This window comes from Sanguibacteroides justesenii (assembly GCF_003204205.1).
Taxonomy (GTDB): domain Bacteria; phylum Bacteroidota; class Bacteroidia; order Bacteroidales; family Marinifilaceae; genus Gabonibacter; species Gabonibacter massiliensis.
Map to the genome: position 1 here is coordinate 154,863 of NZ_QJPL01000003.1, position 26,314 is coordinate 181,176.

The window sequence follows — 26,314 nt, forward strand, 5'->3', positions numbered from 1 at the left end:
ATCTGAGTATTTGATACGATGTTGTATGTCAGTGGGTATGTCCATGGGGGATTGTACCTGAATTGGCGGCCATCTTTACTTGATAGGCTCCTTGAGTCACTACTTTGTCTCCGGTTTTTATTCCTCTTATAACCTGAACCTCTTTACCGTTATTGGCCCCTAAGGTTACTTCCTGCTTACGGTATCCTTCCTCGTCCAATTGGATATAAATATAAAATATGCCCATCTCGTTTGTCAAGGCGGACACAGGTACTGTCAATGCATTGGCGATAGGAGAGGAAATAAGAAATACTTCCACGAAAGAACCGGGAATAATCTCTCCCTTGTTATCGAATTCAAAAGAGATAGGCACATAGAAAGAGTCCTTATCGGATGTTTTTCCATAAGAGAGCAATCGTCCGTTTAATTCTTTCAAGGAGTATATTTTATTATCGTAGGAAGTCTGAAAATTGGCACTACTGATATTTTTAAGTGCATTGTAGTATTTTTCGGAAACCTCCGCCCTGAGTACTAAACGTTTGTTCTGGGATAATGTTGCTATGGGTTGCCCTACGGTAACGTATTCCCCTTCCCGAATGAGTATGTTTTTCACGTAGCCGCTGATGGGAGCCGTTATCCCGACACCCTTGGCCGTTTTATTAACAGCGATGGCATCGAATGCGATCTTAGCATTTTTATATTCCATTTGCAATGTCTCGTATTCCTTTTGGGAAATGATTTTGTCGTCGATAAGGGATTTTGCCCGTTCGTAGTTGTTTCTTGCCGTTTCGTAGGCAATTTTCAATTTGCTGTAATAATCCCCTTCGGCCATGTTGCGGGAGGAGATGTGGAATAATGTCTCTCCTTTTTTTACGCTGCTTCCTTCCAATAACTGTTGCGAATTATAAGAGACTACTCCGTTACTTGTGGCTACGATTATGGCTTCGTCCCCCGGAGCCGGTAATATTTGACCGGTTGTTTTTACTATTTGATGAAAGGTTTTGGGATGAATTTCCTGAACTTCAAAATTAGTTTTGGCGGCCTGTGCTTTTGTGAAGATGATTTCATCTTCGTTATGCTCCGTGTTTTTCGGAGTCTCCTTATCACAGGACGTATTTTCATCGTGATTGTGCTCCGCCTGCTGGGCGGATATCGTTTCTTGTTTTTCAGATTTCTGATTCTGACATGCCGTAAATAAGATAGCGAGCAAGAGTAATAAAATAGATATATTTCTCATGTTAATTAGATAAAATGATATAAACTCCTTGCAGTAAAGGATTGATATGAATTAAAAATGCTGAGAAATACGGATTCCGTGAATACACGCAAATTTCCGTTATACCATAACGGGAGGTGCTCGTCCGGCAAGGGTTGAATTGACGAATAGGGGATAGAGTCGTTCCTGAAATGGAATGATGTATTTTCGAGAGATGTGGTCGTCATGAAAGTCATCAAGCATTTCGGTTAAAAGAAACGGCGGAAGGAATAAGATATCCGGAGTAAAATGCGAACAACAATTGCAATCTGTTTGATGTTGTTTTATAATATCCAATTGAAATAACGATCGGACCTCACATTCTTTGTCGCAAGAATTCGAGTTGTGAATATGTCCGCAGTTCCCGGTTTTTTCTTGTTGGGTACAATGCGTTTGGATAAAGCATATCATCTCCCCGTGATGGTGGTGGGGAATGGCGATGTAAAATAGCATGATAATGCTCGCTACAATGAGTGGAATAAATGCTACACGCCGTTTTTTCATGATATACGAATTCTGATCTTTTGCAAAGATAACGCTCTGAACTATAATTTGCAAACGATTAGAAAGCTTTAGGAAAATGTTGATAATTTTATTTATTGATCACCTCAAAGCCTCTCAACATCAATTCGGCGGAGGCCGGATTCGTGGCAAGGGGAACATCATGGACGTCACATACCCGCATTAACATCTGAACGTCAGGTTCATGCGGGTGTTTATCCAATGGATCCCGAAAGAAGAAAACCATTTGTACGTTGTGCTCTGCCACGAGGGCTGCGATTTGGGCGTCGCCGCCAAGAGGGCCGGAAAGCAATCTCTCGACATCGAGTCCGGCTTCCTGTACGTGTTTTCCCGTCGTTCCCGTGGCTACGATATGAATGTTGGCCGAATGTAAAAATTCGAGATGCCTGTTCAGGAAGGCTACCATCTCTGCTTTTTTCCCATCGTGGGCAATAACTGCTAATTTCATGTTTTATCTATTAATGTTTGAGTTATTTGTTACGATAATTTAAATATTTTGTTCTTTTATTTTTTCGATCTGTTTCAATAATGAATCCAAGTGAAGAAAATATTTTTTGCTGGAAATGGAATAATTGCCTTTTACAATGGAGTCGGCCATAGGTTCCGGGACAATGTAATACTTCCTGACGCCGTTTTCATACGGACGATACAGGTAATGCCCAAGGTATTTCATCCGGTAACTGAAAAGTCCGTCCGCTTTTCTGGTTAGCGTTAATCGGACCGATATGCCTCCATCCGTATAACGGTAATGTTGATTGGATATGAGATTGCCTAACGAGTAAACGGTAATGCCTACCGTGTCTTTGCCGTTTATCGCGTATTCTGCGGGTTGCACGACATGCGGGTGAGAACCGATAACGATATCGACACCTTGCCGGTGCAGCCATTCGTTCAGTTTTTTTTGAGTGGCGTTGGGAGTTGAGTGATATTCGTATCCCCAATGCATGAAAACGATGATGTTACTGGCTGAGTCCTGTCGGGCTTTTTGAATATGTCGTTTAATGCGACTGGTGTCGATAAGTGAAACCACGCATCCTTTAGGCACGGGTAAGCCGTTGGTTCCATAGGTATAATTCATTAAGGCGATCTTAAATTTCCCTTTTTCGAGATAGAGGGGAAAACGATCCTGATAACTGGCCGTATCCGAGAATGTTCCCGTGTGTTCGATGTGTAAAGAATCTAAATAATGGATGGTCTTTTTTATGCCTTGTTCGCCTTGGTCACAGCAATGATTATTGGCTGTCACAAAGGTGGTGATGCCGCATATATGCATGTCCCGCACTAATTGCCAGGGAGAGCAAAATCTTGGATAGCCGCTGAAGCCTTTGTCGGAAAGAGTCGTTTCCAGATTGGCAATTGTAAAATCTGTCTGGATCCAGTAATTGGCCATGTATTTGAATGAATTCATGTAATTGTGTTCTTTCCGGACAGAATCGTATGCACTGAGAATCTGTGGAAAGTGCTGCATGATATCCCCGCAAAAGAGTAGAGATACCTTCTCTTCTTCCGGAAAAACAAACGGTTTGACGGGAGTAGCTTCCCGGCAGGCCATCAGGCCGACTAAAAATATAATAACGTATGCTTTCATGGAAAAAGGGCCGTCATTACTGGCGGCCCTGAAGATTATTTTTTCAAATCGAATTCGAACTCTTCTTCCGAGGGTGGAACACATTGTCCGTCGGAGCAAGCCATATATTCAACGTAGCCGACTAATTTAGCCTTCTCTTTGGTCAATCTGACGCGTTGAACCATGGTGACTGAATCTTTGAAATATCCTAAATTCATGTTGAAAGCGCTACTCTTTTCCACCAATGCTTTGGTTGTCGCTTTAAATTCTCCTACCAATTCGATACCGGAAGTTTCATCTTTATCTATATGGAAGGTAGTCGGTTGAGGACCTCCTTCCGGAAGTTTCGTGTCGTATAAATGCCATCCGTTTTCAATCGTGGCTTTGCAAACGATGTCGTAAATTCCTTCGCTGACCTTCTTTACGGAAATTTGCCATTTTACGGGTTTTAAAACCTGTGCGCTTGCTATTACCGTCAAAGCCAAAACGACTGTAAGAATCAATACTTTTTTCATATTTCAAATTTTTAAAGATTCAGGATTGGCAAATTACTAAAATATTAGGAAATCACAATGTTTTTCCGGAATATTATAGTGTTTTCTTTACGGCTACTTCTTCGAATCCTTCTATCATATCTCCGACTTGGATATCGTTAAAATTATTGATGTTTAATCCGCATTCGAATCCTTTACTGACTTCTTTTACATCGTCTTTGAACCGTTTCAATGAACCGAGCTCTCCCGTGTTGATCACAATACCATCCCGAATAACGCGTATTCTCGAATTACGGGATATTTTTCCGTCTCTGACGATACAACCGGCGATAGTACCCACCTTGGAAATCTTGAAAGTTTCCAGTACTTCAACGGTTGCCGTGATCTCCTCTTTCATTTCAGGGGAAAGCATCCCCTCCATGGCGGCCTTAATCTCTTCGATCGCCGTATAGATGATAGAGTACAACCGGATATCGATTTGTTCTTTCTCTGCCAGTTTACGCGCACCCAATGACGGGCGAACCTGGAATCCGACGATAATAGCATTTGAAGCGGCAGCCAACATGACATCTCCTTCCGAGATCTGTCCTACAGCTTTGTGGATCACGTTTACCTGAATCTCTTGAGTCGATAATTTTATTAACGAATCAGAAAGGGCTTCAATAGAACCGTCAACATCTCCTTTTACGATGATATTCAATTCCTGGAAGTTTCCGATAGCGATTCGTCTTCCGATTTCATCCAACGTAATGTGTTTTTGAGTTCTCAGACCTTGTTCGCGTTGTAATTGTTCCCGCTTGTTTGCCAATAGTCGAGCCTCTTTCTCGTTCCCCATCACGTTAAATTTATCCCCCGCTTGCGGAGCTCCGTTCAGACCAAGTATCAATGCCGGGGTTGAAGGACCTGCTTCTTCCATTTTTTGTCCCCGTTCGTTGAACATCGCTTTCACGTGCCCGAAATATTGTCCGGCCAATACGACATCTCCCACGCGTAGGGTTCCCGATTGAACCAATACGGTAGCCACATACCCCCGGCCCTTGTCTAATGAAGACTCTATAATGGATCCGGTCGCTTTTTTATACGGGTTGGCTTTTAGTTCCAGAATTTCCGCTTCTAACAATACTTTTTCCAATAACTCTTCAATATGAAGTCCTTGTTTGGCTGAAATCTCCTGACATTGGTATTTACCTCCCCACTCCTCAACCAAATAGTTCATGTTAGCTAACTCTTCCCGTATTTTATCTGGATGCGCACCTGGTTTGTCGATCTTGTTGATAGCGAATACAATCGGTACGCCTGCTGCACTGGCGTGGTTGATTGCCTCAATGGTTTGGGGCATGACATTGTCGTCGGCAGCTACGATGATAATAGCGATATCCGTTACCTGTGCTCCTCTGGCACGCATGGCTGTAAATGCCTCGTGTCCGGGCGTATCCAAAAACGTTACCGTTCTTCCGTCCTGTAATTTCACGCTATAAGCCCCGATGTGCTGGGTAATACCTCCTGCCTCACCTGCGATGACGTTAGCTTTACGAATATAGTCCAATAAGGATGTTTTACCGTGGTCGACATGTCCCATTACCGTTACGATAGGGGGACGAGCCTCTAAATGTTCCGGTAGATCCTCCTCCTCTTCCTCGATGGCTTCTTGTATATCGATGCTGACGAATTCGACGGCAAATCCAAACTCTTCCGCCACAACGTTGATCGTTTCCGCGTCCAAACGTTGGTTGATAGAGACAAATAAACCGAGGGACATGCAGGCGGATATAATTTCAGTCGCGGAGATATCCATCATGTTGGCCAATTCGCTTACTGTAACGAATTCCGTCAATTTCAGGATGTTCTTCTCGATCTCAGCCTGTTCCATCTCAGCCTGCATTTTTTGATGTACAGCCTCTCTCTTGTCTTTCCGGTGTTTGGCCGCTTTCGTTTTACCTTTACTACCTAAGCGGGCAAAAGTATCCTTAATCTGCTTTTGAACGTCTTCTTCCGTAATTTCGGCTTTTGTCGCTTTTTTCTTTTTGAGCTTTTTGAGTTTCTTTTTATTCTCCTCTATTTTTAATGATTTTGGAGAATCGACAGCTATCTTCTCGTCTTTCTTTAATATTCTTTTCCTTTTTTTCCGAATCTCCAGCTCGTCTCCCGATTCCAAGGAATCATCCTCCGGAGTATCAACTTTAGCCGGAATGATTGTCTTATTACGTTTAAGTTCTTTTTTGTCACGTTCTCTCTCCTGTTTGCTTTTCTTCGGAGGACGAGTCCGTTGGTTAATAGAGTCCAGATCAATAGAACCGACAACCTTCACCTCTTTCAGCGTGGGAGTCGGGGATTTGAAATTTATTTCCGTGTTGGTCTCTTTTTCTACAGGCTTTTCCGGTTCTTGTTTTCTTGCCGGAAGTACTACTGTTGCCGGACGATTCTCGACTTTGGGCGTTTGACGAATAACTTCCTTTACCCGGGGTTGTTCTACCGTCTTACTCTCTTTTTTCTCTTCGGCTTTCTCTTCCTGGCGAGGTTTGTTTACGCGGTTTAAATCGATACGATCGATAACTTTGATTTTATTCTCGATCTTAACCTCGTCCTTTATTGATATGAATTTATTCTCTTCTTCCTCTTCCTGACTATTGGTTAACGTATCTATAGTCACGGCCTCTTTTTTTTGTCGGCTCGTTTTTAAATCAACTTTAATAGATTCTTTTTTGGCCTCGCTATCCGTTGAAAATTCTTTTGCAACCAAAGCGTATTGCTCTTCGGTCAATTTTGCGTTTGGATCAGATGAAATCTTAATCCCCTTATCTTGTAGGAAATCTACAATGGTAGACAGGCCTACGTTAAATTCTCTAGCAACTTTACTTAATCTTACTGCCATATTAAGATTTTAATTTTACAAGCATTATACTTCAGGTCTTATTATTCAAATTCAGCTCTTAAGATTTTAAGAACTTCTCTGATTGTTTCGACCTCAAGATCGGTTCTGCTCTCTAATTCTGATTCGCTTAATTCTAATACACTTTTAGCCGTGTCACAGCCTACTCGCTTCAATTCGTCGATTACCCACGGTTCGATCTCATCTGAGAACTCGTCTAAGTTGACGTCTTCTTCCTCGGCTTGATCCAATTCGCGATACACATCTATTTCGTACCCGGTAAGTTGGCTCGCCAGTTTAATGTTCAATCCTCCTTTACCGATGGCCAAGGAAACCTCTTCGGGATTCAGGTAGACATTAGCTCTTTTGCTCTTTTCGTCAATCTCTATTTTGTTGATCTTCGCCGGATTAAGAGCTCTTGTGATGTATAGTTGAACGTTGTTCGTGTAATTGATAACATCAATGTTTTCGTTTTTCAATTCCCGGACGATACCGTGGATTCTGGATCCTTTCATTCCGACACAGGCTCCTACCGGGTCGATACGGTCATCATAAGATTCGACAGCCACTTTGGCTCGCTCTCCCGGAACGCGAACTACATTTTTGATGGTAATCAAACCGTCGAAAATTTCAGGAACTTCGTTTTCAAACAATCGCTCCAGAAATACGGGAGAAGTTCTCGAAAGTACAATGTAGGGAGATGCATTTCTCATTTCCACGCGAATGACAACAGCCCGAATCGTGTCTCCTTTTTTGAAGAAATCACTTGGAATCTGCTCTTGTTTCGGCAAGATGAGCTCGTTTCCCTCATCGTCCAACACCAGAATCTCTTTTTTCCATACTTGATAAACTTCACCGGTGACGATTTGTCCCACCCTTTCCTTGTATTTCGTGAAGACATGATCTTTTTCCAACTCCAATATGCGGGCAGAAAGATTTTGTCTTAATGCCAGAACGGAACGACGTCCGAAATCCTTGAATTTGACCTCGTCGGTCACCTCTTCGCCTACTTCATAATCGTTATCGATTTTTTTGGCTTCAGTAAGTGAGATTTGCGTATTGGGATTTTCAAATTCTTCGTCTTTCACAACGATACGATTTCTCCAGATTTCCAAATCTCCTTTGTCGATGTTGATAATGATATCAAAATTTTCGTCTGTTTCGTAACGTTTTATAAGCATACTTCTGAAAATATCTTCCAATACTCTCATTAAAGTCGCTCTGTCAATATTTTTTAGTTCTTTGAATTCCGCAAATGAATCTATTAAATTAATATTTTCCATCTTTCTCTTATTATTAGAAAATAACAATATCTTTAACCTCCCTTATCTCTATGAAATCTATGTTTTTTTCAACCCGAACGGTCTCTTTCTTTTTTTTCCCTTCGACACTCTGCTTCTCCTCGCATTCCAGAACAATGCCTTTTTCGGAATAGGCTTTTAATTTTCCCTGCAATTTATTACCGTTTTGTAAACGTACTTCTACCAGATTGTTCAGGTTTTTTTCATACTGCTGGGGAACTTTAAACGGGTAACCGATGCCGGCACTTGAAACTGTTAAGTCGAAATCTTCACTTTCCCTATCGAGAAGGGCTTCCAGCTCTTTGCATACCGTACGGCAAGTGCCCACGTTTACTCCTTTTAGCGAATCGATAAAAACTTCAATCTTATTCTCCGGAGAAACCGTCAGATCGACTAAAAATAAATTTTGCTCTTGAGCGATACGCTCAATCATGCTCTTAATTTCCTCCTTGCTTTTCATTCCTCTTCTTTCCTTTTTAAATAACACAAGAGGGGACATATCGCCCCCTCAGTGTTTAACCGTGGCAAAGATAGTATTAATTATTTTAAAAACAAAGAGTTCTCCTCCAATTTTTATACGATTCGTTTTTAACGTGCGTTTATATCCGAATCCTTAAGGATAGGATTTGGATCGTGTGATGAGATGAATTTTTAGTGTTTATGTCGGTTTTTCAGGTAAAGGGCAATAGGAGAAAGATCAAGTACCGGGGAAATTATGAAACATATTCGTAATAAATTTACATAGTTCGAAATAAAATTTGTAAGTTTGCCGAAATTTTTGAGTTATGGAGTTTAAAGCAAAAGATATTGCAGCTCTGCTAAATGGGGTTGTAGAAGGGGATCCTGAGATTTCTGTGAATAATGTGTCAAAAATTGAGGAAGGCCGGCCGGGTACTTTGGCCTTTTTAGCCAATCCGAAGTACGAGCATTACATTTATACGACAGAGGCATCGATTGTTTTGGTGAATAAAACATTTGAACCTGCTCAAGAACTTTCTTGTACGATTATCCGGGTGGAATCGGCTTATGATGCGATAGCTACTTTATTGCAAATGTACGAGAGCATGCGTCCGAAACCGGTAGGGATAGAGCAACCTTCTTTTGTTAGCGATTCTGCTGTTGTGGGAGAAAATCCCTATATCGGAGCCTTTGCTTATATCGGGAAAGGCGCAAAAATTGGAAATAATGTAAAAATATATCCTCAGGCTTATATCGGCGATGGCGTTTCGATCGGAGACAATACGATTATCTATTCAGGAGTAAAGATCTACCAGGGTTGTGTTGTCGGGACTTCTTGCATCCTTCATTCTGGGGCCGTAATCGGAGCCGATGGATTCGGTTTCGCTCCTGAGGGCGATCACTATAAAAAGATTCCGCAGATCGGCAATGTTGTGATTGAGGATGACGTTGAAATAGGGGCGAATACCTGTATTGACCGGGCTACCATGGGATCGACTTTTATCCGTAAAGGGGTTAAATTGGATAATTTAATCCAGATCGCCCATAATGTGGTCGTGGGTGCCAATACGGTTATTGCGGCCCAATCGGGTGTGGCCGGGACAACTAAAATCGGGGAAAATTGTGTGTTTGGAGGTCAGGTAGGCCTTATCGGTCATTTGACTATAGGTGCCGGAACACAGATAGCGGCTCAAAGCGGTATCACGGCAAATATACCCGAAAAATCCGTGCTTCGCGGGTCTCCCGCTTTTGATCTTCCTAAGTATCAGAAATGTTATGTCGTTTTCCGTAAATTGCCAGAACTTTACGGGCAGATAAAAGATTTGGAGAAAGAGATAAAAACCTTAAAGTCGAAATAGAGATGACAGTAAAGCAAAAAACTTTGAAAGGAGAGTTTTCTCTAAGTGGTAAAGGGTTACATACCGGCAAGCATGTTACGGTTACCTTTAAACCTGCTAAAGAGGATTTCGGTTATAAGATACATCGGATAGATTTAGACGGAACTCCTGAAATTCCAGCTTTAGCTGAATACGTGAAATTTGTAGATCGGGCGAGTTGCCTTGAAAAAGATGGAGTGTATATATATACGATGGAGCATGCAATGGCTGCTTTGTATGGTAGCGGAATAGACAACTGTTTGATTGAGCTGGATGGAGAGGAATTTCCGATTTTAGACGGAAGCTCTAAAATGTATACGGATGAAATCGCCAAAATAGGTTTGGAAGAACAGGCAGCGGAACGGAAATATTTTGTCGTGAAAGAGCAGATGGAGTATGTGAGTGAAGACGGTTTGACCAAATTGACCCTGTTGCCCGATAAGGATTATAACGTGAATCTGGTAGTGGCTTATGATTCTCCCTATTTAAAAATGCAATATGCAACTTATTCGGAAAATAACGTTGATTTTGCCAAAGATTTTGCTCCTTGCCGTACTTTTGTTTTCTTGCGGGAAATTGAAATGTTATTGCAACATAACCTGATCAAGGGAGGGGATTTGGATAATGCTATTGTTATCGTGGATCGCAAGATATCTCAGGAAGAGGTCGATCGATTGGCAAAGTTGTTCAATTACGATTCGATAGAGGTAAAAGAGGGTATATTGAATAACTTGACCTTGTATTTTGATAATGAGCCGGCTCGTCATAAATTGTTGGATGTTATTGGTGATTTGGCTTTGTGCGGGCGTTTTATCAAAGGACGGGTAATTGCGGAAAGACCGGGACATAAAGCAAATGCCGCTATGGCCCAAAAAATATACAAGGCTATTCTTCATGCGGAACGTGGGGATGTTTGCCCCGATGTGGATGTTACATCGGAACCGTTGATGGATATCAATAAGGTAAAATCCTTGTTGCCTCATCGTCCTCCTTTCTTGTTAGTGGATAAAATATACGAGGTGACCGACGATATTGTGATCGGGTGTAAGAATGTGACCATGAACGAACCTTTCTTCGTGGGACATTTTCCGGAGGAGCCGGTGATGCCCGGTGTGCTGATCGTGGAGGCAATGGCTCAATGCGGGGGAATTTTGGTGCTCAATCAAGTAGAAGACCCGGAAAACTATTCTACTTATTTTGTGAAAATTGATGGAATAAAATTCCGTCGGAAAGTGGTTCCGGGAGATACCTTGGTATTTAAATTAATAAAAACCGCCCCGATTCGGCGCGGGATTGTAACAATGAAGGCTTATGCTTTTGTTGGGAAAAATTTGGTGTGTGAAGTCGCGGAGTTCATGGCGCAAGTTGCAAAAACCAAGAAGTAATTGTATACTTGCATCGTGAATTTTAATGATAGTGTGTAAAAAATAGATTTTAAATCAAATAAAAAACGAATGAAACAACCGTTAGCATACGTTCATCCGGAAGCGCAGATCGCCGATAATGTGGTGATTGAGCCTTTTGTGACGATAGATAAGAACGTGGTGATAGAAGAAGGAACGCGTATCGGGTCGAATGTAACCATATTGGAAGGTGCGCACATTGGAAAAAATTGTAAAATATTTCCAGGAGCCGTTATTTCGGCGGTCCCGCAAGATTTGAAATTTAAAGGAGAGAAATCGATCGTAATGATTGGTGATAATACCACGATTCGGGAGTGTGTGACCGTGAATCGCGGAACGGCAGCCAAGGGCATCACTAAAATCGGTAATAATTGTTTGATTATGGCGTATGCCCATATTGCTCACGATTGTGAAATCGGTAATAATTGCATTATAACGAATGCCTGCCAGTTGGCGGGTGAAGTTGTGGTGGACGATTTTGCTATTTTGGGAGGTATGACTGCCGTACATCAGTTTGTGCATATCGGGCGTCACGTGATGATTCAAGGTGGTTCCTTGATCGGTAAGGATGTCCCTCCTTTCGTGAAGGCCGGTAGGTTGCCGCTTTCCTATGCCGGGGTAAACTCTATCGGGTTGCGCCGCAGGGAATTTACCAACGAGAAAATTAACGAGATACAAGATATCTACCGGATTCTGTATCAATCCGGTTTAAATAATTCCGATGCGATAGAGCGAATTGAAGCGGAGATGCCCGCTTCCAAGGAAAGAGATGAAATCATTCTTTTCGTTCGTAATAGCAAACGAGGAATTATGAAAGGATATTTAGGTTAAAAAAAAGCGCCGATCGGCGCTTTTTTTATTGGTTCAATTTTATTCCTCTTGTCTGTACGGAATTTTAGTTTCCTCTTCTACTGTATCGGTAGTGTATATCTTGTCGAGAAAGGAGGGAGCGTATGATTTTGCAGGTCCCGGAGGGGGAGGACAATCTAATCTATACGAAATATCATAATCATCGTCCCGAATCTCGACGGTAACAGATTTAGAAGGATCTCCTAAACCGTATCTTGTTTCTACGCGGGCTCTGAAGGCATAATCGTAACCAGGGGTTAAATCCGTAATTTTGATGGTTGAAATAAAAGATTTGACGGGAATCCATTCCGTCTTATCAAGTCTACGGTATTCGACAATGTATCTCTCTATGGGAGCTGGATAATATCGAACTTCGGCTGTTATGGTTACCGATGTTACAGCAAATAGTGATACATTGATACATAACAATGCGCATAGTATTACCCATTTTTTAATTGATATTATAATATTTTATTTAATTAATAAAAATATGTGTCAAATATGAGGTATTGTGTGTATATATCCAAAATAAATCATTATTATTTTGATAAAAAATAAAATAGTTATATAAATTATATATATATAGATACTTGTGTCGAATGGTTGGTTTGATATCAATACCGCGGGTAATGACTTAAGTTTTGTATCGGATTTTAATCGTTTTTTGAATCACGGTCGTATGGATAAAAAAGACCTTGCCGCTTAGCGGCAAGGTCTTTTAAGTATATGGCGTAATATCGAATTACAATTTCGGTCCGGCAGTGACTAAGGATTTTCCATGAGGGTTTCCGGTGAATTTTTCGAAATTCTTAACGAAACGTCCGGCGAGGTCTTTGGCTTTTGTGTCCCAATCGGCAACGTTGGCATAGGTGTTGCGCGGATCCAGAATTTGGGTGTCAACACCCGGAAGAGCCGTCGGAACAGCCAAGTTAAAATAGGGAATCTCCTTCATTTCGGCCTTATCGATAGAGCCGTCTAAGATCGCGTCGATGATACCGCGTGTATCTTTGATGGAGATACGTTTTCCTGTACCGTTCCATCCGGTATTCACTAAATAAGCGGTAGCTCCGACCGCTTCCATTCTCTTCACCAGCTCCTGGCCGTATTTGGTCGGGTGCAAAGAGAGGAATGCTGCTCCGAAACAAGCGGAGAAGGTCGGTGTCGGTTCGGTGATTCCTCTTTCTGTCCCGGCTAATTTGGCGGTGAAACCACTCAAGAAGTAGTATTGGGTTTGTTCCGGAGTTAATTTGGAAACGGGAGGTAATACTCCGAAAGCATCGGCTGTCAGGAAGATTACTTTTTTAGCATGTCCCCCTTTGGAGATCGGTTTTACGATATTCTTAATATGATAAATAGGATAAGAAACACGGGTGTTTTCAGTAACCGACTTGTCTGCAAAATCGATCTTTCCGTTAGCATCTACCGTAACGTTTTCGAGCAACGCATCGCGGGTAATGGCATTGTAAATATCCGGTTCGGCTTCCTTGGATAGGTTGATGACTTTGGCATAGCAACCGCCTTCATAGTTGAATACTCCCTCATCGTCCCAACCGTGTTCATCGTCCCCGATCAACAGACGTTTCGGATCGGTAGACAGGGTCGTTTTACCCGTTCCCGATAAACCGAAAAAGATGGCTGTGTTTTCTCCGTTCAAATCCGTGTTGGCGGAACAGTGCATGGAAGCAATACCTCTTAACGGATTCAGATAGTTCATGATGGAGAACAATCCCTTTTTCATCTCTCCGCCATACCAAGTGTTCAGGATAACTTGTTCCTTCGTGGCCAAATTGAATACGGTCGCTGTTTCGGAGTTTAAACCTAACTCTTTGTAGTTTTCGACTTTTGCTTTGGAAGCGTTGAAACAAACAAAATCGGGTTCCCCGTAGTTAGCTAACTCTTCTTCCGTGGGACGGATGAACATATTTTTAACGAAGTGTGCCTGCCAGGCTACTTCCATGATAAAACGAACCTTCAAACGGGTACTGGGATTTGCACCGCAGAATGTATCTACCACAAACAATCTTTTTCCGGACAGCTCTTTGACAGCTAATTCTTTCAATGCTTTCCAGGTAGCTTCGGAGGTCGGTTTGTTATCGTTTTTATATTCATCGGAGGTCCACCATACTGAATCTTCACTTGCTGCATTTTTTACAAAGAATTTATCTTTGGGAGAACGGCCCGTGTAGATGCCGGTCATTACGTTTACAGCCCCTAATTCGGTTACGACACCCTTATCGTAGCCGGTTAAACCCGGTTTCGTCTCTTCCTCGAAAAGAGTTTCGTAGGAAGGATTGTGTAAGATCTCTGTTACACCGGTAATTCCGTACTTGCTTAAATCTAATTTTGACATAATAGTAAATTTATATAAACCATTTATTAATACTTTTTTTCTGTAATTACTTTGCAAATGTAGGAAACATTTCGTTATAAAATTGTCTTCTTCCTTTTTCCTCTTCTCCTTTATGCTTTATTAACATTCAATTTTCATTCTATATTTACACCGCTTCTCAAACGTTCGAAAATCAGTCGAACGTATTTATCCGTCCCGATTTTAGAAGCGATGTTTTGGATATAATTAGCCGAAAACGGGGTATTTAGCTTTTTTTCGATCCGATTTCTTGCGATAGCGGTTAAGGCGGCTACTTGAAGGTAGGGGACGCCCGATTCCAAAAATTCATCTACTATTTCTTCTAAATCTTCTCGTTTGGATAACACGAGGGTTCCAAAATATTCGGCGATTTCGAAATGGAAACACAAAGATAATAATTGTGTAATTTTTTCTTTAATTGCCAAAGAAGGAGGTAACAAGAAACATGCCAAGATTTGTTCTTCGCGTCTTTGGGTACCCCATAACAAGAGAGCGAGTTCCAGATTTCGGGGATAGTTCCGGGATAGCGTTTTCAGGGATATATAGCTGGCTCCGACTTGTCCTTGGGTATCCGCCCCGATTCTTTCCAAGCTGTCTAATCCTTTTCCGTTCTGCAACCGGCGTATCCGGTGACGAATCTGGTGAAACAATTGTTCCAGCTCTTTATTGATCGGGCGTATTTCCATAATCCGGTAAATATGAAGTCTGCATGTTATTTTTATACTTCACAAAGTTAGCGATAAGAATTTAGATTTTTTTATTTACAAATATGTTTTGTAGCATATGCAAACGTTTGAGTAGATGAGTTTTATCACTCAACTTTGTTTGTTAAAAAATTATTAAGTCTTTATAAAAAATAAATTATTCCCATAGATGTTTCTATCTTCGTTCCCATTTCGAGAAAAAAGGTTTATTTAAAAAATAGTATAATGATGATGAGATGTTTTCTATGGTTATTTCCTTGTTTCTTTGTTTTAATTTGTACCGGTCAACAAGCCAACTATAAACGTGCCGAGCAATTTATGCGGGGAAGGGGAAATGATTTGATCGGCTCAACGAAAGTCGAACCCCGATTTCTTAAAGAGAGTGATAAATTTTGGTTTACGTACAAAACGGGAGACGGCTTGCGCTACTATTTCGTCGATCCGAAGGCCCGGAAAAAGCAAGAACTTTTCGATCGTGATTTTATGGCGAGGGAGTTAAGCAAGATCATTCACAAACCGATGAATAGTAAAAATTTAACTTTACAGAATATCCGATTCAAGAAAGATGAAAAAACAATGACTTTTCAGATGGATACTTTTGCATTTTCTTATGATATATTTGCCCGGCGATTGGTTAAATTGGATTCTTTAGAGAAAGAAGAAAAGTCGAAATCCCGTGCTCCGGGGCTTATCGGTAGCTATTCTCCTGACAGTACTTACGTGGTGTATGCTAAAAAGCATAACCTGTACGCGATGCGGGTAAAGGATTCCGTTGAAACCCAGTTGACTACCGACGGGGAAATTTACCATTCCTATGCTTACGCGGAAGAGGATACTTCCGCTCAGAAGATGGCTGCCAAAATTGTGTGGTTTAAAAATTCCAATCGGTTTTACGTGAGACGGTCGGATGACAGGAAAGTAAATTCTTTATTTGTTGTTAATGTCCTGGGAGAACGTCCTCGCTTGCAAAAATATAAATATGTTTTTGCCGGAGACGAGCACGTGACGCAGTACGATCTCTCTGTTTTCGATGTGGATGCCAAAAAACAGATTCGGGTTCCGATTGAGAAGTGGAAGGATCAGAAACTGAGTGTTTTATATGTGGCGAAGAAAACGGATAAATTTTATGTACAACGTAAAAAGCGGACGTGTGACGAATTGGATATTTGTGAGGTCGATGCGATTACCGGTGAGGTGAAGGTTTTGATAAATGAGACGGATAAGCCTTATTTTAACGATGATTTTTACCATATCTCTTTTCTGAATGACGGGGAGGATATCATATGGTGGTCCGAGCGTACGGGACACGGACACTTCTATCATTATGACGGAGAGGGAAATTTAAAAAACGAAATTACTTCGGGGGAATGGACAGCCGGAAAAATGATAAAAATCGATACGGTCCATCGAACGATGTATTTTGCAGCCTATGGGCAAGTAAAGGGAGAGCCTCCTTATTATGCACGGATTAACAAGGCCGATATAGACGGGAAAAAAGGTGTTGAGATATTGACACCGGAGATGGCAACCCATGCCGCCGATTTTTCTCCCTCCGGACGCTATTTTGTGGACAATTATTCCCGGGCGGATTTGGAACCGAGGAGTGTGTTGAGAGACAACAGAGGTAAAGTCGTGTTCGAATTACCGAAGCCTGATCTTTCCCGTTTGTATGAAACGGGGTGGAAAATGCCGGAACCTTTTACCGTGAAGGCGGCCGATGGGGTGACCGATCTGTACGGTTTCATGTGGAAACCTTTTGATTTTGATTCGACCAAGACTTATCCGGTTATCTCCTACGTCTATCCGGGACCGCAGACAGAAGCTTTCCCGTTAGTCTTTAGCGTTACTTCCGTTTACAACGCGGGGTTGGCTCAGGTCGGTTTTGTCGTAGTCTCGTTCGGGCACCGCGGGGGAACTCCCTTGAGGGATAAATGGTATCATACTTTCGGTTACGGAAACTTGAGGGATTACCCTTTGGCGGATGATAAGTACGGTATAGAACAGTTGGCATCCCGTCATCCTTTTATCGATATTTCGCGGGTGGGTATTTTCGGGCATTCCGGAGGTGGTTTTATGTCTACGGCCGCCTTGTGTACGTATCCTGATTTTTATACGGCAGCGGTATCTTCTGCCGGTAATCACGATAATAATATCTATAACCAATGGTGGGGAGAGACCCACCATGGAATAAAAGAAGAAGTTCGTGAAATCCGGGAAACGGTAAAGGATTCTCTTACCGGGAAGGACACGACGATCGTTCGTCGGGAGACTTATTTTAAAACCCGCATTCCGACTAATATAGAGTTAGCGAAACAGCTGAGAGGGTATTTATTGTTGGTGACGGGAGATGTGGATAATAACGTGCATCCGGGTAATACCCTTCGGATGGCAGATGCATTGCTGAAGGCCGGAAAAAATTTCGATTTGGTGGTGCTCCCGGGTATTCGTCACGGGTTTTCCGGGATTCAGGATGATTTCTTCCAGCGGAAGATGTGGTTTCATTTTGCCAAGCATCTTTTAGGAGATTACACGTCGGAAACTTATCGGGAAATTGATGAGTATAACAGGAAAAAATAAAGGTCGCCGAGCGACCTTTATTTTTATAATTCGGCTAACTGTTGCTCGATGGCTTTAATTCTGGCTTCGGCATCCGCCTGCTTCTTTTTTTCGTTTTCGATTACTTGTGCCGGGGCTCCGTTCACGAATTTCTCGTTGCCGAGTTTTTTCATGACGGAAGCCAGAAAACCTTTGGCGTAAGCCAGGTCCGCTTCTAGTTTTGCTTTTATCTCTTCCGTGTTCAGTTGCCCGACGGCGGGAATAAAATATTCCACGGTATCGGCAATGAAACTCCATGCTCCTTTAACGCTGTCGCTAACCTCCTCTACCCGTTCTATATTTCCCATCTTTCGGATAATGGATTCGAATTTTTTCGGATAGCGTTCATTACTTTTTATCTTTAGAACGATAGCCTCTTTAAAAGCGACGTTATTTTGTTTACGTATGTTGCGGATGCCGGCAATTACTTCTTTGGCGTGCTCGAATTCGGTTAGAAAACGATTGTCGTATTCTTCCAGCGTCGGCAATACGGAAACCATAATGCTTTCTCCGCTTTTTCTTTCCCGTAAATTTTGCCAGATCTCTTCCGTGATAAACGGCATGAAAGGGTGGAGGAGCTGTAACATCTCTTCAAATAGGCGCAATGTTTTCTCGTAAGTCATCCGATCTATCGGTTGCTCGTAAGCAGGTTTGATAATCTCGAGTAACCAGGAAGAGAATTCGTCGCGGAAACCGGTATAAACAGTCATTAAGGCTTCTGATATCCGATACTGGTCGAATTGGGCGTTCAGGGTCTCTACGCTTTTTCGTAAGTATTGTTCGAACCATTCGATCGCTAACTTCGAGTGAAGAGGTTGTTCAATGTCGGCAACCTTCCAGTTGTTAACGAGACGGAAAGCATTCCACATTTTTGTTGTAAAGTTTCGTCCTTGTTCCGGTAGGCTTTCGTCGAATAACAAATCTCCTCCGGCCGGAGAGCATAACAACATGCCTACGCGGACGCCATCGGCTCCGTATTGTTCAATCAGATCTAAAGGATCGGGAGAGTTCCCTAAAGATTTGGACATTTTTCTTCCGATCTTATCCCGGACAATTCCCGTGAAATAGACACTTCGGAAGGGCATAGCTTTTCGGTATTCGTATCCGGCCATAATCATGCGGGCAACCCAAAAGAAAATGATATCCGGAGCCGTGACGAGGTCACTCGTCGGATAATAGTAGTTGATTTCATCGTTGTCCGGATGATTGATGCCATCGAATAGGGAGATAGGCCATAACCAGGAGGAGAACCAGGTATCGAGGCAGTCCTCGTCTTCCCGAAGATCGGCAAGCGTGAGGCTTTTGTTGTTGCTTTTTACCTTCGCTAATTCTAACGCTTTTTCAGCTGTTTCCGCCACCACGAATCCTCCTTCCGGGAGGAACCAGGCCGGGATCCGATGTCCCCACCACAACTGTCGGCTGATACACCAGTCTTTGACGTTTTCCATCCAATGCCGGTATGTGTTTTTGAATTTGGCAGGATAGAATTTGATATCGTCCTTCATAACGGCATCTAATGCCGGTTTGGCTAAATCGGCCATTTTCAGAAACCACTGCATGGAGAGTTTGGGCTCTATCGGTACATTCGTGCGTTCGGAATAACCTACTTTGTTTTCGTAGGATTCGACCTTCTCCAGCAGCCCCGCGGCTCTCAGATCTTGTTCGATCTGCGTACGGACCTCGAAGCGGTCCATGCCGATATACAGTCCCGCGGCCTCGCTAAGAGTTCCGTTGTCGTTGAAAATATCGATGGAAGGCAGGTTGTATTTTTCGCCTAACATATAATCGTTCACGTCATGGGCGGGAGTCACTTTCAAACAACCGGTTCCGAATTCAGTATCCACGTACTCATCCTCGATAACTGGAATGACGCGGTTTACTAAAGGCACGATCACTTTTTTACCTTTTAAATGTTGATTTTTCGGATCGTTGGGGTTGATGCACATGGCCGTGTCTCCCATGATGGTTTCCGGACGGGTGGTCGCCACGATGGCGTACCCCTCTTCTCTTTCGATTTTGTAACGAAGATAGTATAGTTTGCTATGCTCCTCTTTGTAGATAACCTCTTCGTCGGAGAGGGCGGTCAAGGCTTTGGGATCCCAATTTACCATTCTCACTCCGCGATATATCAATCCTTTGTTATACAGGTCGACGAAAACCTTGATAACGCTTTCCGAACGTTTGTCGTCCATGGTAAAGGCTGTCCTTTCCCAGTCGCAGGAAGCCCCTAATTTGCGAAGTTGTTTTAAAATAATACCCCCGTGCTCTTCCGTCCAATCCCAGGCGTGTTTCAAAAATTCGTCTCGCGTTAAATCTGTTTTTTTGATCCCTTTCTGGGCTAATCTGTTTACTACTTTAGCTTCCGTGGCAATGGAGGCATGATCGGTTCCCGGCACCCAACAGGCATTTTTACCGGATAAACGGGCCCTTCTGACGAGAACATCCTGAATAGTATTGTTCAACATATGTCCCATGTGCAACACTCCGGTCACGTTGGGAGGAGGAATTACTATGCAGTAAGGAGTTCTTGTTTTGTCGACCGAAGAATGAAAGAGCTTGTGTTCCATCCAGTATCGATACCATTTCTCTTCGCTCGTTTTCGGGTCATAGTTTGTGGGAACCATTTTCATTTACAGTTTTAAATTTACGATTTCTAATTTTTAATTGAAAAAAGAGGTTGTCCGAATGTTTTGCCGGCAACCTCTTTATTTTATTTAAATATTCAGCTTCTTTTACTCATCCGCTTTTTTTACTCTTCTGCTCTTCTTCTTCTGAGATTCAAGTGCTGCTTCCAGGTCTGCCTGTTGCTGTGAACCGTCGTAGTCACAGATGTATTTGTCAATTAATATACGGCCGCAATATTCACAGACGATGATTTTTTTCCGGGAACGGATGTCCAATTGTCTTTGAGGAGGAATTTTGTTGAAACATCCTCCGCAGGCATCCCGGTCCACGGTGACGACGGCTAAACCGTTGCGAGCATTGGCGCGAATCCTGCGGTAAGCCGTGACGAGACGCTCATCGATAGTGGCAGCCAATTGTTCCGATTTGGCCGTCAAAGACTCTTCATCTTTATGTGTCTCTTGGATGATATCGTTCAATTCACTTTTTTTAGCTTCCAAATCAGCGACTTTGTCTTCATATCGTTTGGTGGCTTCTGCCATTAAAGCTTCTTTTTCCGTTTTGTTTTTTTGCGATTCGCGAATTCGTTTGTCCTGAAGTTCGATTTCTAATTTTTGGAATTCGACTTCCTTGCTCAAAGCGTCGTATTCCCGATTGTTGCGAACATTATCCAATTGTTCGCTGTATTTTTTGATGGCATCTTCAGCCTTCTTTATATCTTGTTTTCTTTGAGCGGTTGTTTTGTCCAATTCACTCAATTCCGTTTTAAAGTTTTCGATACGAGTTTCTAAACCTGCGATCTCGTCCTCAAGGTCCTGAACTTCCAACGGCAACTCGCCCCTGAGTGTTTTGATTTTGTCGATCTCGGTGTCAATTCGTTGTAATTCATACAGGTTCTGCAATTTCTCTTCAATTGTCAGATCTTGCATTTTTTCATTGTTATTCGTCACCATATATTATAAATAGTTTATCGGATTTGTATTAATATCAGAAAACTGAACGGCAAATTTAGGCATTTTTTTTGTAACTAACTCATAAAAGATATCTTTTGTGAATTGTTCACTTTCATAATGTCCGATATCGGCTAAAATGATCCGGTTCTCCGTTAAGAAAAAATCATGGTATTTGAGATCTCCCGTAATATATAGGTCTGCCTTTTTAAGAATCGCTGTTGGCAGAAATGAAGCCCCGGCTCCCCCGCATACGGCTACCCGTTGGATTTGTTTTTTGGATGGGGTCGTGTAACGGATGCCTTTACAATGAAAAGTCTCCTTCACGTGTTGGAGGAAAAAGATGGGATCGACAGGGAAATCCAGCGTTCCGATGATGCCATATCCGTATGGATAGGGCGTCTCTCCTTCCTGTTGCAATATTTCCTGATCTTTCAAACATAGTTTATCCGCCATTCTGCCGCTGACTCCCTGGGCGATAACGTCCATGTTCGTGTGGGCCGCGTAGATCGCGATCTCGTTCTTAACGGCAAGTATAATGGATCTTTCGACGTAAGTTGAAGGGGTGATTTGTTTTAGTCCTTTGAATATAAGAGGATGATGGGAGATGATAAGATTGTGTCCTTTTTGGATTGCTTCCCGTACGACATCCTCTGTTACGTCGATACAAAGTAAAATCGAAGTGACTTCTTGCTCGACATCCCCACAAATCAGCCCGGAGTTATCAAAATCGGCCTGTAACTCTCTTGGTGCATACGCTTCGATGATCTGAATAATCTCCTGTATTTTCATGACGAATGGGTTTAAATCGTAGAAAGGTTCGTTTTACTTCAGGTTATCCTTGATGGAAATCAGTTCTTCCTTTATGTTTTTTAATTTCTTAATGATCTCGAACCGGAGTTCCGTTTCTTCTTTTCTGTCTTTTAGTTGTAACTGGGCTCCTTTCAGGGTCATTCCTTTTTCTTTTACAAGATGATAGATCAAATGAAAATTATCCACGTCGTTTTTGGTGAATTGTCGGTTACCCTTTTTGTTTTTGTGCGGCTTTATGATATCGAATTCTTTTTCCCAGAAACGGATCAAAGAAGCATTTACGCCGAACATACCGGCTACTTCTCCGATGGAGTAATATACTTTTAAATCTTGTTCTTCTTTTTTCATAATCCCGTATGATTTTTAGTCTGGATTACAAAGTGATTTAGTCCATACTCTGCCCCGTATTGTTAGCCGCCTCAACCATGGCATCGAATTCTTCCGCGGTAAGGTCGTTAAAATAGTAGTTTATCGGATCTACAGGTTTTCCGTTTTTCCGGACCTCGTAGTGTAAATGAGGACCTGTGGAAAGCCCCGTATTCCCTAAATATCCGATGACATCACCCCTTTTTATTTTTTGCCCTTTTTTCACGTAAGACTCTTTCATGTGAGCGTAAAGGGTTTTATAATTAAAGCCGTGGTCGATAACGACATGGCGTCCATATCCTTTGTCGAATGTGTTGCTCTCCACGATTCCGTCTCCCGTGGCATAGATGGGAGTTCCCACGATACCGGTGAAATCCATTCCTGCATGAAATTTTACCGTTTTGTAGATGGGGTGCATGCGCCATCCGTACGAAGAAGAGACAGGATGTGCTGCATTTTTAGAAACGGGTAGGATGGCCGGGATCGAAGCTAACATTTCGATCTTGTTTTTGGCCAGCTTTTCGACTTCGTCGTACGATTTGCTCTGAATATAGATGGCTTTGGATAATTGATCGATTTTCCGGGCTGTTTCTATAATCAGATCTGAATTTTTCAGGTGCTCCAAGTACTCGTATTTGTTGACTCCTCCCGTGCCGGCCCGGCGTATGGAAGTTGCAATCGGGTCCGTTTCGAAGATGACGCGGTATATGTTATCATCTCTCTGCTCGAGATCTTTTAAAATATTGTCTAACCGTTTAACTTCGTTACTTAATAGATGATATTGGGTAAGGATCTCTTCGTTTTCCCTTTTCAGGGCTTTCTCCTTGGGCGAATCCATAAAAGCAAATATAAGAAGAAGCATCACGATGGCTAAAGAGAAACTTGAGATGAATTTTTGAATGGCCTTTCTGATTCTTTTTCTTATCGTTGTCTCTATTTTATCAAAAGATAATGTTTCTGAATTAAAATGATACCCAGCTTTTGGCATAATCTGGTTTGTTTGTAATAAATTTATTGTTTCCGGCGCAAAGTTAAAAGAAATAATCTAAATTTGCAACCTTATAATTCTATGGCCTTTCGGACACGATTGCAGTTCGTTAGCGGAGTTTAATTATTTAGAAAAATAGCTATATGAAGTCGGCAGAGATCAGACAAAAATTTCTGGATTTTTTTGAGAAGAAGTCTCATATGATAGTCCCTTCCGCCCCGATGGTAATTAAGGGAGATCCCACGTTGATGTTTACAAATGCTGGGATGAATCAGTTCAAGGATATTATTTTGGGAAACGTGCGGCCGAAAGCGACGAGGGTGGCCGATTCTCAGAAATGTTTACGGGTTTCAGGTAAACATAACGATCTGGAAGAGGTGGGACATGATACCTATCATCATACGATGTTCGAGATGTTGGGAAATTGGTCGTTCGGTGATTATTTCAAAAAGGAGGCGATTGCTTACGCGTGGGAGTTCCTGACCGAGGAGATGAAATTGGATAAAGAGAGATTATATGCTACGGTGTTCGAAGGTAGTAAAGAGGATCATCTGGATGCGGACACGGAAGCTTTAACATTTTGGTCCGATTATTTGCCCCGGGAACGTATCCTCTTCGGGAATAAGAAGGATAATTTCTGGGAGATGGGAGATATGGGGCCTTGCGGTCCCTGTTCGGAGATCCACATTGATTTGCGTCCCGAAGAAGAACGAAAATTGAAGCCGGGGTGCGAATTAGTGAATAAAGATCATCCTCTCGTTATCGAGATATGGAATCTGGTATTCATGCAATATAACCGGAAAGCAGATGGTAGTTTGGAGAATCTTCCCAATCACCATGTGGATACGGGTATGGGATTTGAACGGTTGTGTATGGCTGTTCAAGGTAAACGTTCCAATTACGATACGGATGTATTCACTCCCATTCTTGAAGAGATTTCCGAGCTTAGTGGAATTCGCTACGGTAAGGATGAAAAGGCGGATATCGCCATGAGGGTGGTAGCCGACCATTTGAGAACCATAGCTTTTTCGATTACCGACGGGCAATTGCCGTCCAATGTGAAGGCGGGTTATGTCATTCGTCGTATTTTGCGGAGAGCGGTACGTTATGCGTATACCTTTTTAGGCCAGAAAGAGGCTTTTATGTTTAGGTTGGTTCCCGTGTTGATAGAAGTTATGGGGCAACATTATCCCGAATTATCTAACCAACGGGTGTTAATAGAGCGTGTGATCCAGGAAGAGGAACAGGCTTTCTTTAAGACGTTGGATAAGGGGATAAAGTTGTTGGACAGAATTATTGCCAAAACGAAGGAAGAGGATTACGTGACGGTTCCGGGGAATGTAGCTTTTGAACTTTATGATACGTATGGTTTTCCTTTGGATTTGACGGAATTGATTCTTCGTGAAAACGGATTAGTTGTAAATCGCCGGGAATTTAAAGCGGAAATGGAGGCTCAAAAAGAACGTTCCAGATCAGCTGCCGCTGTCGATACAGACGATTGGGTAGAATTGATCGCGGACGATACGCAAGAGTTCGTGGGTTACGATTACACGGAGACAGAAGTACGGATAGCCCGTTACAGAAGAATAATCACCAAGGGAAAAACCTTTTATCAACTTGTGTTTAATATTACTCCTTTTTATGGAGAAGGGGGTGGTCAGGTAGGTGATAGCGGTTATCTTGTTTCTGATGTTGAAAAAATACGGATCATCGATACCCAGAAAGAAAACGGATTGACGGTACATATTACGGATAAATTACCGGGAGATCTGACCCAGACGTTTACGGCACGGGTTGACACGGAAAGACGGACGGCTATTGCAAACAACCATACGGCGACTCATTTGTTGCATCATGCTTTGCGGGAAGTGTTGGGAACGCATGTGGAACAAAAGGGGTCATTCGTGAGTAACGACTATCTGCGTTTTGATTTCTCCCATTTCCAGAAGGTTACGAATGAGGAGTTGGACAAGGTCGCTGCTATCGTGAATCGTAGGATACGGGAAAATTCGCTGCTGGAAGAGAATCGTTCCATACCTATAGGGGAGGCGAAGAAAATGGGAGCAATGGCGATTTTCGGCGAAAAATACGGGGATTTGGTACGCGTGGTGAAATTTGGGGAATCTGTGGAGTTGTGTGGAGGAACGCATGCCCATGCTACCGGACAACTCGGATTTTTTAAAATCGTTTCCGAAAGTTCTGTCGCCGCGGGGATACGTAGGATTGAAGCGATAACGGCAGCAAAGGCCGAAGAGTACATTTTGAATCATTTCCATATGTTTAACGAGGTGGAGAATATGTTCAAGTCCAATCGCGGGGTTTTGGAGAATATTCGGAGTCTGTTGGAAGAGAACGTGGAATTGAAAAAAGATATTGAAAAGTTTGAGAATGAGTCGCTAAAAATAGCCAAAAACGGTCTGAAAAACAGTAAACGGGTAGTAAGGGATATTAATTTTATATCTAAAAATCTCTCGTTCCCGTCTACGAAGGTGAAGGATTTGGCTTTTCAGCTGAAGGGAGAAGTGGATAGACTGGTTTTGATCATAGGAGGCGTATACAACGGGAAACCCCATTTAACGGTGATGATCAGTGAATCCTTGGTAAAGGAATATGATTTGCATGCAGGACAAATTGTCAAAGATGCGGCACAGGAAATGAAAGGCGGTGGAGGCGGCCAACCGTTTTTTGCAACTGCCGGAGGTTCAGATCCTGACGGTGTAGAGCACGCGATCCAAAGAGCCGAGAGGTTAATATTAGACAAAATTAAAGTGGATTTGGTATAAAATTTGCACTTCGATGTGTAATGTTAAAAAAAAATTATACATTTGTTTTGT

The 26,314-nt window shown here is 42.4% G+C and carries 21 protein-coding genes; 5 read left to right on the top strand and 16 right to left on the bottom strand.

The window, feature by feature from the left end; genetic code table 11:
- Positions 1-28: 28 nt before the first annotated feature.
- From DMB45_RS05945 to rimP, 8 genes are all read right to left on the bottom strand, one after another.
- Positions 29-1,216 (bottom strand): efflux RND transporter periplasmic adaptor subunit, encoded by a 1,188-nt coding sequence (locus tag DMB45_RS05945; RefSeq protein WP_041502753.1) that lies wholly within the window; start codon positions 1,214-1,216, stop codon positions 29-31.
- A 99-nt stretch (positions 1,217-1,315) separates the two neighbouring features.
- On the bottom strand, positions 1,316-1,738 hold the full coding sequence (locus DMB45_RS14635) for a DUF6769 family protein (protein ID WP_146216420.1): 423 nt from the start codon (positions 1,736-1,738) through the stop codon (positions 1,316-1,318).
- Positions 1,739-1,826: 88 nt separating this feature from the next.
- On the bottom strand, positions 1,827-2,204 hold the full coding sequence (locus DMB45_RS05950; protein ID WP_041502754.1) for a methylglyoxal synthase: 378 nt from the start codon (positions 2,202-2,204) through the stop codon (positions 1,827-1,829).
- A gap of 39 nt (positions 2,205-2,243) precedes the next feature.
- Positions 2,244-3,344, bottom strand: coding sequence for a CapA family protein (locus DMB45_RS05955; protein WP_041502755.1), 1,101 nt, complete (start codon positions 3,342-3,344; stop codon positions 2,244-2,246).
- A 35-nt stretch (positions 3,345-3,379) separates the two neighbouring features.
- Complete coding sequence (locus DMB45_RS05960) at positions 3,380-3,838, bottom strand: protein-disulfide reductase DsbD domain-containing protein (RefSeq protein WP_041502756.1); 459 nt, start codon at positions 3,836-3,838, stop codon at positions 3,380-3,382.
- A 73-nt stretch (positions 3,839-3,911) separates the two neighbouring features.
- Positions 3,912-6,689, bottom strand: a complete 2,778-nt coding sequence (gene infB / locus DMB45_RS05965) for a translation initiation factor IF-2 (protein WP_110688557.1) — start codon at positions 6,687-6,689, stop codon at positions 3,912-3,914.
- Positions 6,690-6,730: 41 nt separating this feature from the next.
- Positions 6,731-7,969 carry a transcription termination factor NusA gene (gene nusA, locus DMB45_RS05970; protein WP_041502758.1) on the bottom strand — a complete coding sequence of 413 codons (1,239 nt, stop codon included), beginning with the start codon at positions 7,967-7,969 and terminating at the stop codon, positions 6,731-6,733.
- 13 nt (positions 7,970-7,982) lie between these two features.
- Positions 7,983-8,447, bottom strand: coding sequence for a ribosome assembly cofactor RimP (rimP, locus tag DMB45_RS05975; protein ID WP_041502945.1), 465 nt, complete (start codon positions 8,445-8,447; stop codon positions 7,983-7,985).
- A gap of 325 nt (positions 8,448-8,772) precedes the next feature.
- On the opposite strand from rimP, the gene lpxD reads away from it, so the two are divergent.
- The 3 genes from lpxD (at position 8,773) to lpxA (ending at position 12,056) form a co-directional block, all read left to right on the top strand.
- On the top strand, positions 8,773-9,804 hold the full coding sequence (gene lpxD, locus DMB45_RS05980) for a UDP-3-O-(3-hydroxymyristoyl)glucosamine N-acyltransferase (protein WP_041502759.1): 1,032 nt from the start codon (positions 8,773-8,775) through the stop codon (positions 9,802-9,804).
- A gap of 2 nt (positions 9,805-9,806) precedes the next feature.
- Positions 9,807-11,207, top strand: coding sequence for a bifunctional UDP-3-O-[3-hydroxymyristoyl] N-acetylglucosamine deacetylase/3-hydroxyacyl-ACP dehydratase (locus tag DMB45_RS05985; RefSeq protein ID WP_041502760.1), 1,401 nt, complete (start codon positions 9,807-9,809; stop codon positions 11,205-11,207).
- A 69-nt stretch (positions 11,208-11,276) separates the two neighbouring features.
- Complete coding sequence (gene lpxA / locus DMB45_RS05990) at positions 11,277-12,056, top strand: acyl-ACP--UDP-N-acetylglucosamine O-acyltransferase (protein ID WP_041502761.1); 780 nt, start codon at positions 11,277-11,279, stop codon at positions 12,054-12,056.
- 39 nt (positions 12,057-12,095) lie between these two features.
- Here the strand turns inward: lpxA and DMB45_RS15065 are convergent, their stop codons facing one another.
- The 3 genes from DMB45_RS15065 to DMB45_RS06005 form a co-directional block, all read right to left on the bottom strand.
- Positions 12,096-12,503 carry a fibronectin type III domain-containing protein gene (locus tag DMB45_RS15065; protein ID WP_041502762.1) on the bottom strand — a complete coding sequence of 136 codons (408 nt, stop codon included), beginning with the start codon at positions 12,501-12,503 and terminating at the stop codon, positions 12,096-12,098.
- Positions 12,504-12,816: 313 nt separating this feature from the next.
- Positions 12,817-14,424, bottom strand: coding sequence for a phosphoenolpyruvate carboxykinase (ATP) (gene pckA / locus DMB45_RS06000; RefSeq protein WP_041502763.1), 1,608 nt, complete (start codon positions 14,422-14,424; stop codon positions 12,817-12,819).
- Between the two features lie 134 nt (positions 14,425-14,558).
- Complete coding sequence (locus tag DMB45_RS06005; RefSeq protein WP_041502764.1) at positions 14,559-15,128, bottom strand: DNA alkylation repair protein; 570 nt, start codon at positions 15,126-15,128, stop codon at positions 14,559-14,561.
- A 243-nt stretch (positions 15,129-15,371) separates the two neighbouring features.
- Here DMB45_RS06005 and DMB45_RS06010 point away from each other — a divergent pair, with 243 nt between their 5' ends.
- Entirely contained in the window at positions 15,372-17,723 is a 2,352-nt protein-coding gene (locus DMB45_RS06010; protein WP_316933179.1) for a S9 family peptidase, read from the top strand.
- Between the two features lie 23 nt (positions 17,724-17,746).
- On the opposite strand, the gene DMB45_RS06015 is transcribed toward DMB45_RS06010, so the two are convergent.
- The 5 genes from DMB45_RS06015 to DMB45_RS06035 all read right to left on the bottom strand — a co-directional run bounded on the left by DMB45_RS06015 (position 17,747) and on the right by DMB45_RS06035 (position 23,480).
- Positions 17,747-20,365, bottom strand: a complete 2,619-nt coding sequence (locus tag DMB45_RS06015) for a valine--tRNA ligase (protein ID WP_041505558.1) — start codon at positions 20,363-20,365, stop codon at positions 17,747-17,749.
- A gap of 108 nt (positions 20,366-20,473) precedes the next feature.
- Positions 20,474-21,316, bottom strand: coding sequence for a zinc ribbon domain-containing protein (locus tag DMB45_RS06020; protein ID WP_041502765.1), 843 nt, complete (start codon positions 21,314-21,316; stop codon positions 20,474-20,476).
- 3 nt (positions 21,317-21,319) lie between these two features.
- Positions 21,320-22,105, bottom strand: coding sequence for a Nif3-like dinuclear metal center hexameric protein (locus tag DMB45_RS06025; protein ID WP_041505515.1), 786 nt, complete (start codon positions 22,103-22,105; stop codon positions 21,320-21,322).
- A gap of 33 nt (positions 22,106-22,138) precedes the next feature.
- Positions 22,139-22,474 carry a MerR family transcriptional regulator gene (locus DMB45_RS06030; RefSeq protein WP_041502767.1) on the bottom strand — a complete coding sequence of 112 codons (336 nt, stop codon included), beginning with the start codon at positions 22,472-22,474 and terminating at the stop codon, positions 22,139-22,141.
- A gap of 37 nt (positions 22,475-22,511) precedes the next feature.
- Positions 22,512-23,480 carry a M23 family metallopeptidase gene (locus DMB45_RS06035; protein WP_041502768.1) on the bottom strand — a complete coding sequence of 323 codons (969 nt, stop codon included), beginning with the start codon at positions 23,478-23,480 and terminating at the stop codon, positions 22,512-22,514.
- 143 nt (positions 23,481-23,623) lie between these two features.
- On the opposite strand from DMB45_RS06035, the gene alaS reads away from it, so the two are divergent.
- Positions 23,624-26,263 (top strand): alanine--tRNA ligase, encoded by a 2,640-nt coding sequence (alaS, locus tag DMB45_RS06040; protein WP_041502769.1) that lies wholly within the window; start codon positions 23,624-23,626, stop codon positions 26,261-26,263.
- Positions 26,264-26,314 lie beyond the last annotated feature (51 nt).

What these genes read in the sequence shown, in the direction of transcription:
- infB (WP_110688557.1), bottom strand. Translation starts at nt 6,689, where the DNA reads ATGGCAGTAAGATTAAGTAAAGTTGCTAGAGAATTTAACGTAGGCCTG.
- DMB45_RS05945 (WP_041502753.1), bottom strand. Translation starts at nt 1,216, where the DNA reads ATGAGAAATATATCTATTTTATTACTCTTGCTCGCTATCTTATTTACG.
- alaS (WP_041502769.1), top strand. Translation starts at nt 23,624, where the DNA reads ATGAAGTCGGCAGAGATCAGACAAAAATTTCTGGATTTTTTTGAGAAG.
- DMB45_RS05955 (WP_041502755.1), bottom strand. Translation starts at nt 3,344, where the DNA reads ATGAAAGCATACGTTATTATATTTTTAGTCGGCCTGATGGCCTGCCGG.
- DMB45_RS05985 (WP_041502760.1), top strand. Translation starts at nt 9,807, where the DNA reads ATGACAGTAAAGCAAAAAACTTTGAAAGGAGAGTTTTCTCTAAGTGGT.
- lpxD (WP_041502759.1), top strand. Translation starts at nt 8,773, where the DNA reads ATGGAGTTTAAAGCAAAAGATATTGCAGCTCTGCTAAATGGGGTTGTA.
- pckA (WP_041502763.1), bottom strand. Translation starts at nt 14,424, where the DNA reads ATGTCAAAATTAGATTTAAGCAAGTACGGAATTACCGGTGTAACAGAG.
- DMB45_RS06015 (WP_041505558.1), bottom strand. Translation starts at nt 20,365, where the DNA reads ATGGTTCCCACAAACTATGACCCGAAAACGAGCGAAGAGAAATGGTAT.
- DMB45_RS14635 (WP_146216420.1), bottom strand. Translation starts at nt 1,738, where the DNA reads ATGAAAAAACGGCGTGTAGCATTTATTCCACTCATTGTAGCGAGCATT.
- rimP (WP_041502945.1), bottom strand. Translation starts at nt 8,447, where the DNA reads ATGAAAAGCAAGGAGGAAATTAAGAGCATGATTGAGCGTATCGCTCAA.
- nusA (WP_041502758.1), bottom strand. Translation starts at nt 7,969, where the DNA reads ATGGAAAATATTAATTTAATAGATTCATTTGCGGAATTCAAAGAACTA.
- DMB45_RS05960 (WP_041502756.1), bottom strand. Translation starts at nt 3,838, where the DNA reads ATGAAAAAAGTATTGATTCTTACAGTCGTTTTGGCTTTGACGGTAATA.
- DMB45_RS06020 (WP_041502765.1), bottom strand. Translation starts at nt 21,316, where the DNA reads ATGGTGACGAATAACAATGAAAAAATGCAAGATCTGACAATTGAAGAG.
- DMB45_RS06010 (WP_316933179.1), top strand. Translation starts at nt 15,372, where the DNA reads ATGATGATGAGATGTTTTCTATGGTTATTTCCTTGTTTCTTTGTTTTA.
- lpxA (WP_041502761.1), top strand. Translation starts at nt 11,277, where the DNA reads ATGAAACAACCGTTAGCATACGTTCATCCGGAAGCGCAGATCGCCGAT.
- DMB45_RS06005 (WP_041502764.1), bottom strand. Translation starts at nt 15,128, where the DNA reads ATGGAAATACGCCCGATCAATAAAGAGCTGGAACAATTGTTTCACCAG.
- DMB45_RS05950 (WP_041502754.1), bottom strand. Translation starts at nt 2,204, where the DNA reads ATGAAATTAGCAGTTATTGCCCACGATGGGAAAAAAGCAGAGATGGTA.
- DMB45_RS06030 (WP_041502767.1), bottom strand. Translation starts at nt 22,474, where the DNA reads ATGAAAAAAGAAGAACAAGATTTAAAAGTATATTACTCCATCGGAGAA.
- DMB45_RS06025 (WP_041505515.1), bottom strand. Translation starts at nt 22,105, where the DNA reads ATGAAAATACAGGAGATTATTCAGATCATCGAAGCGTATGCACCAAGA.
- DMB45_RS06035 (WP_041502768.1), bottom strand. Translation starts at nt 23,480, where the DNA reads ATGCCAAAAGCTGGGTATCATTTTAATTCAGAAACATTATCTTTTGAT.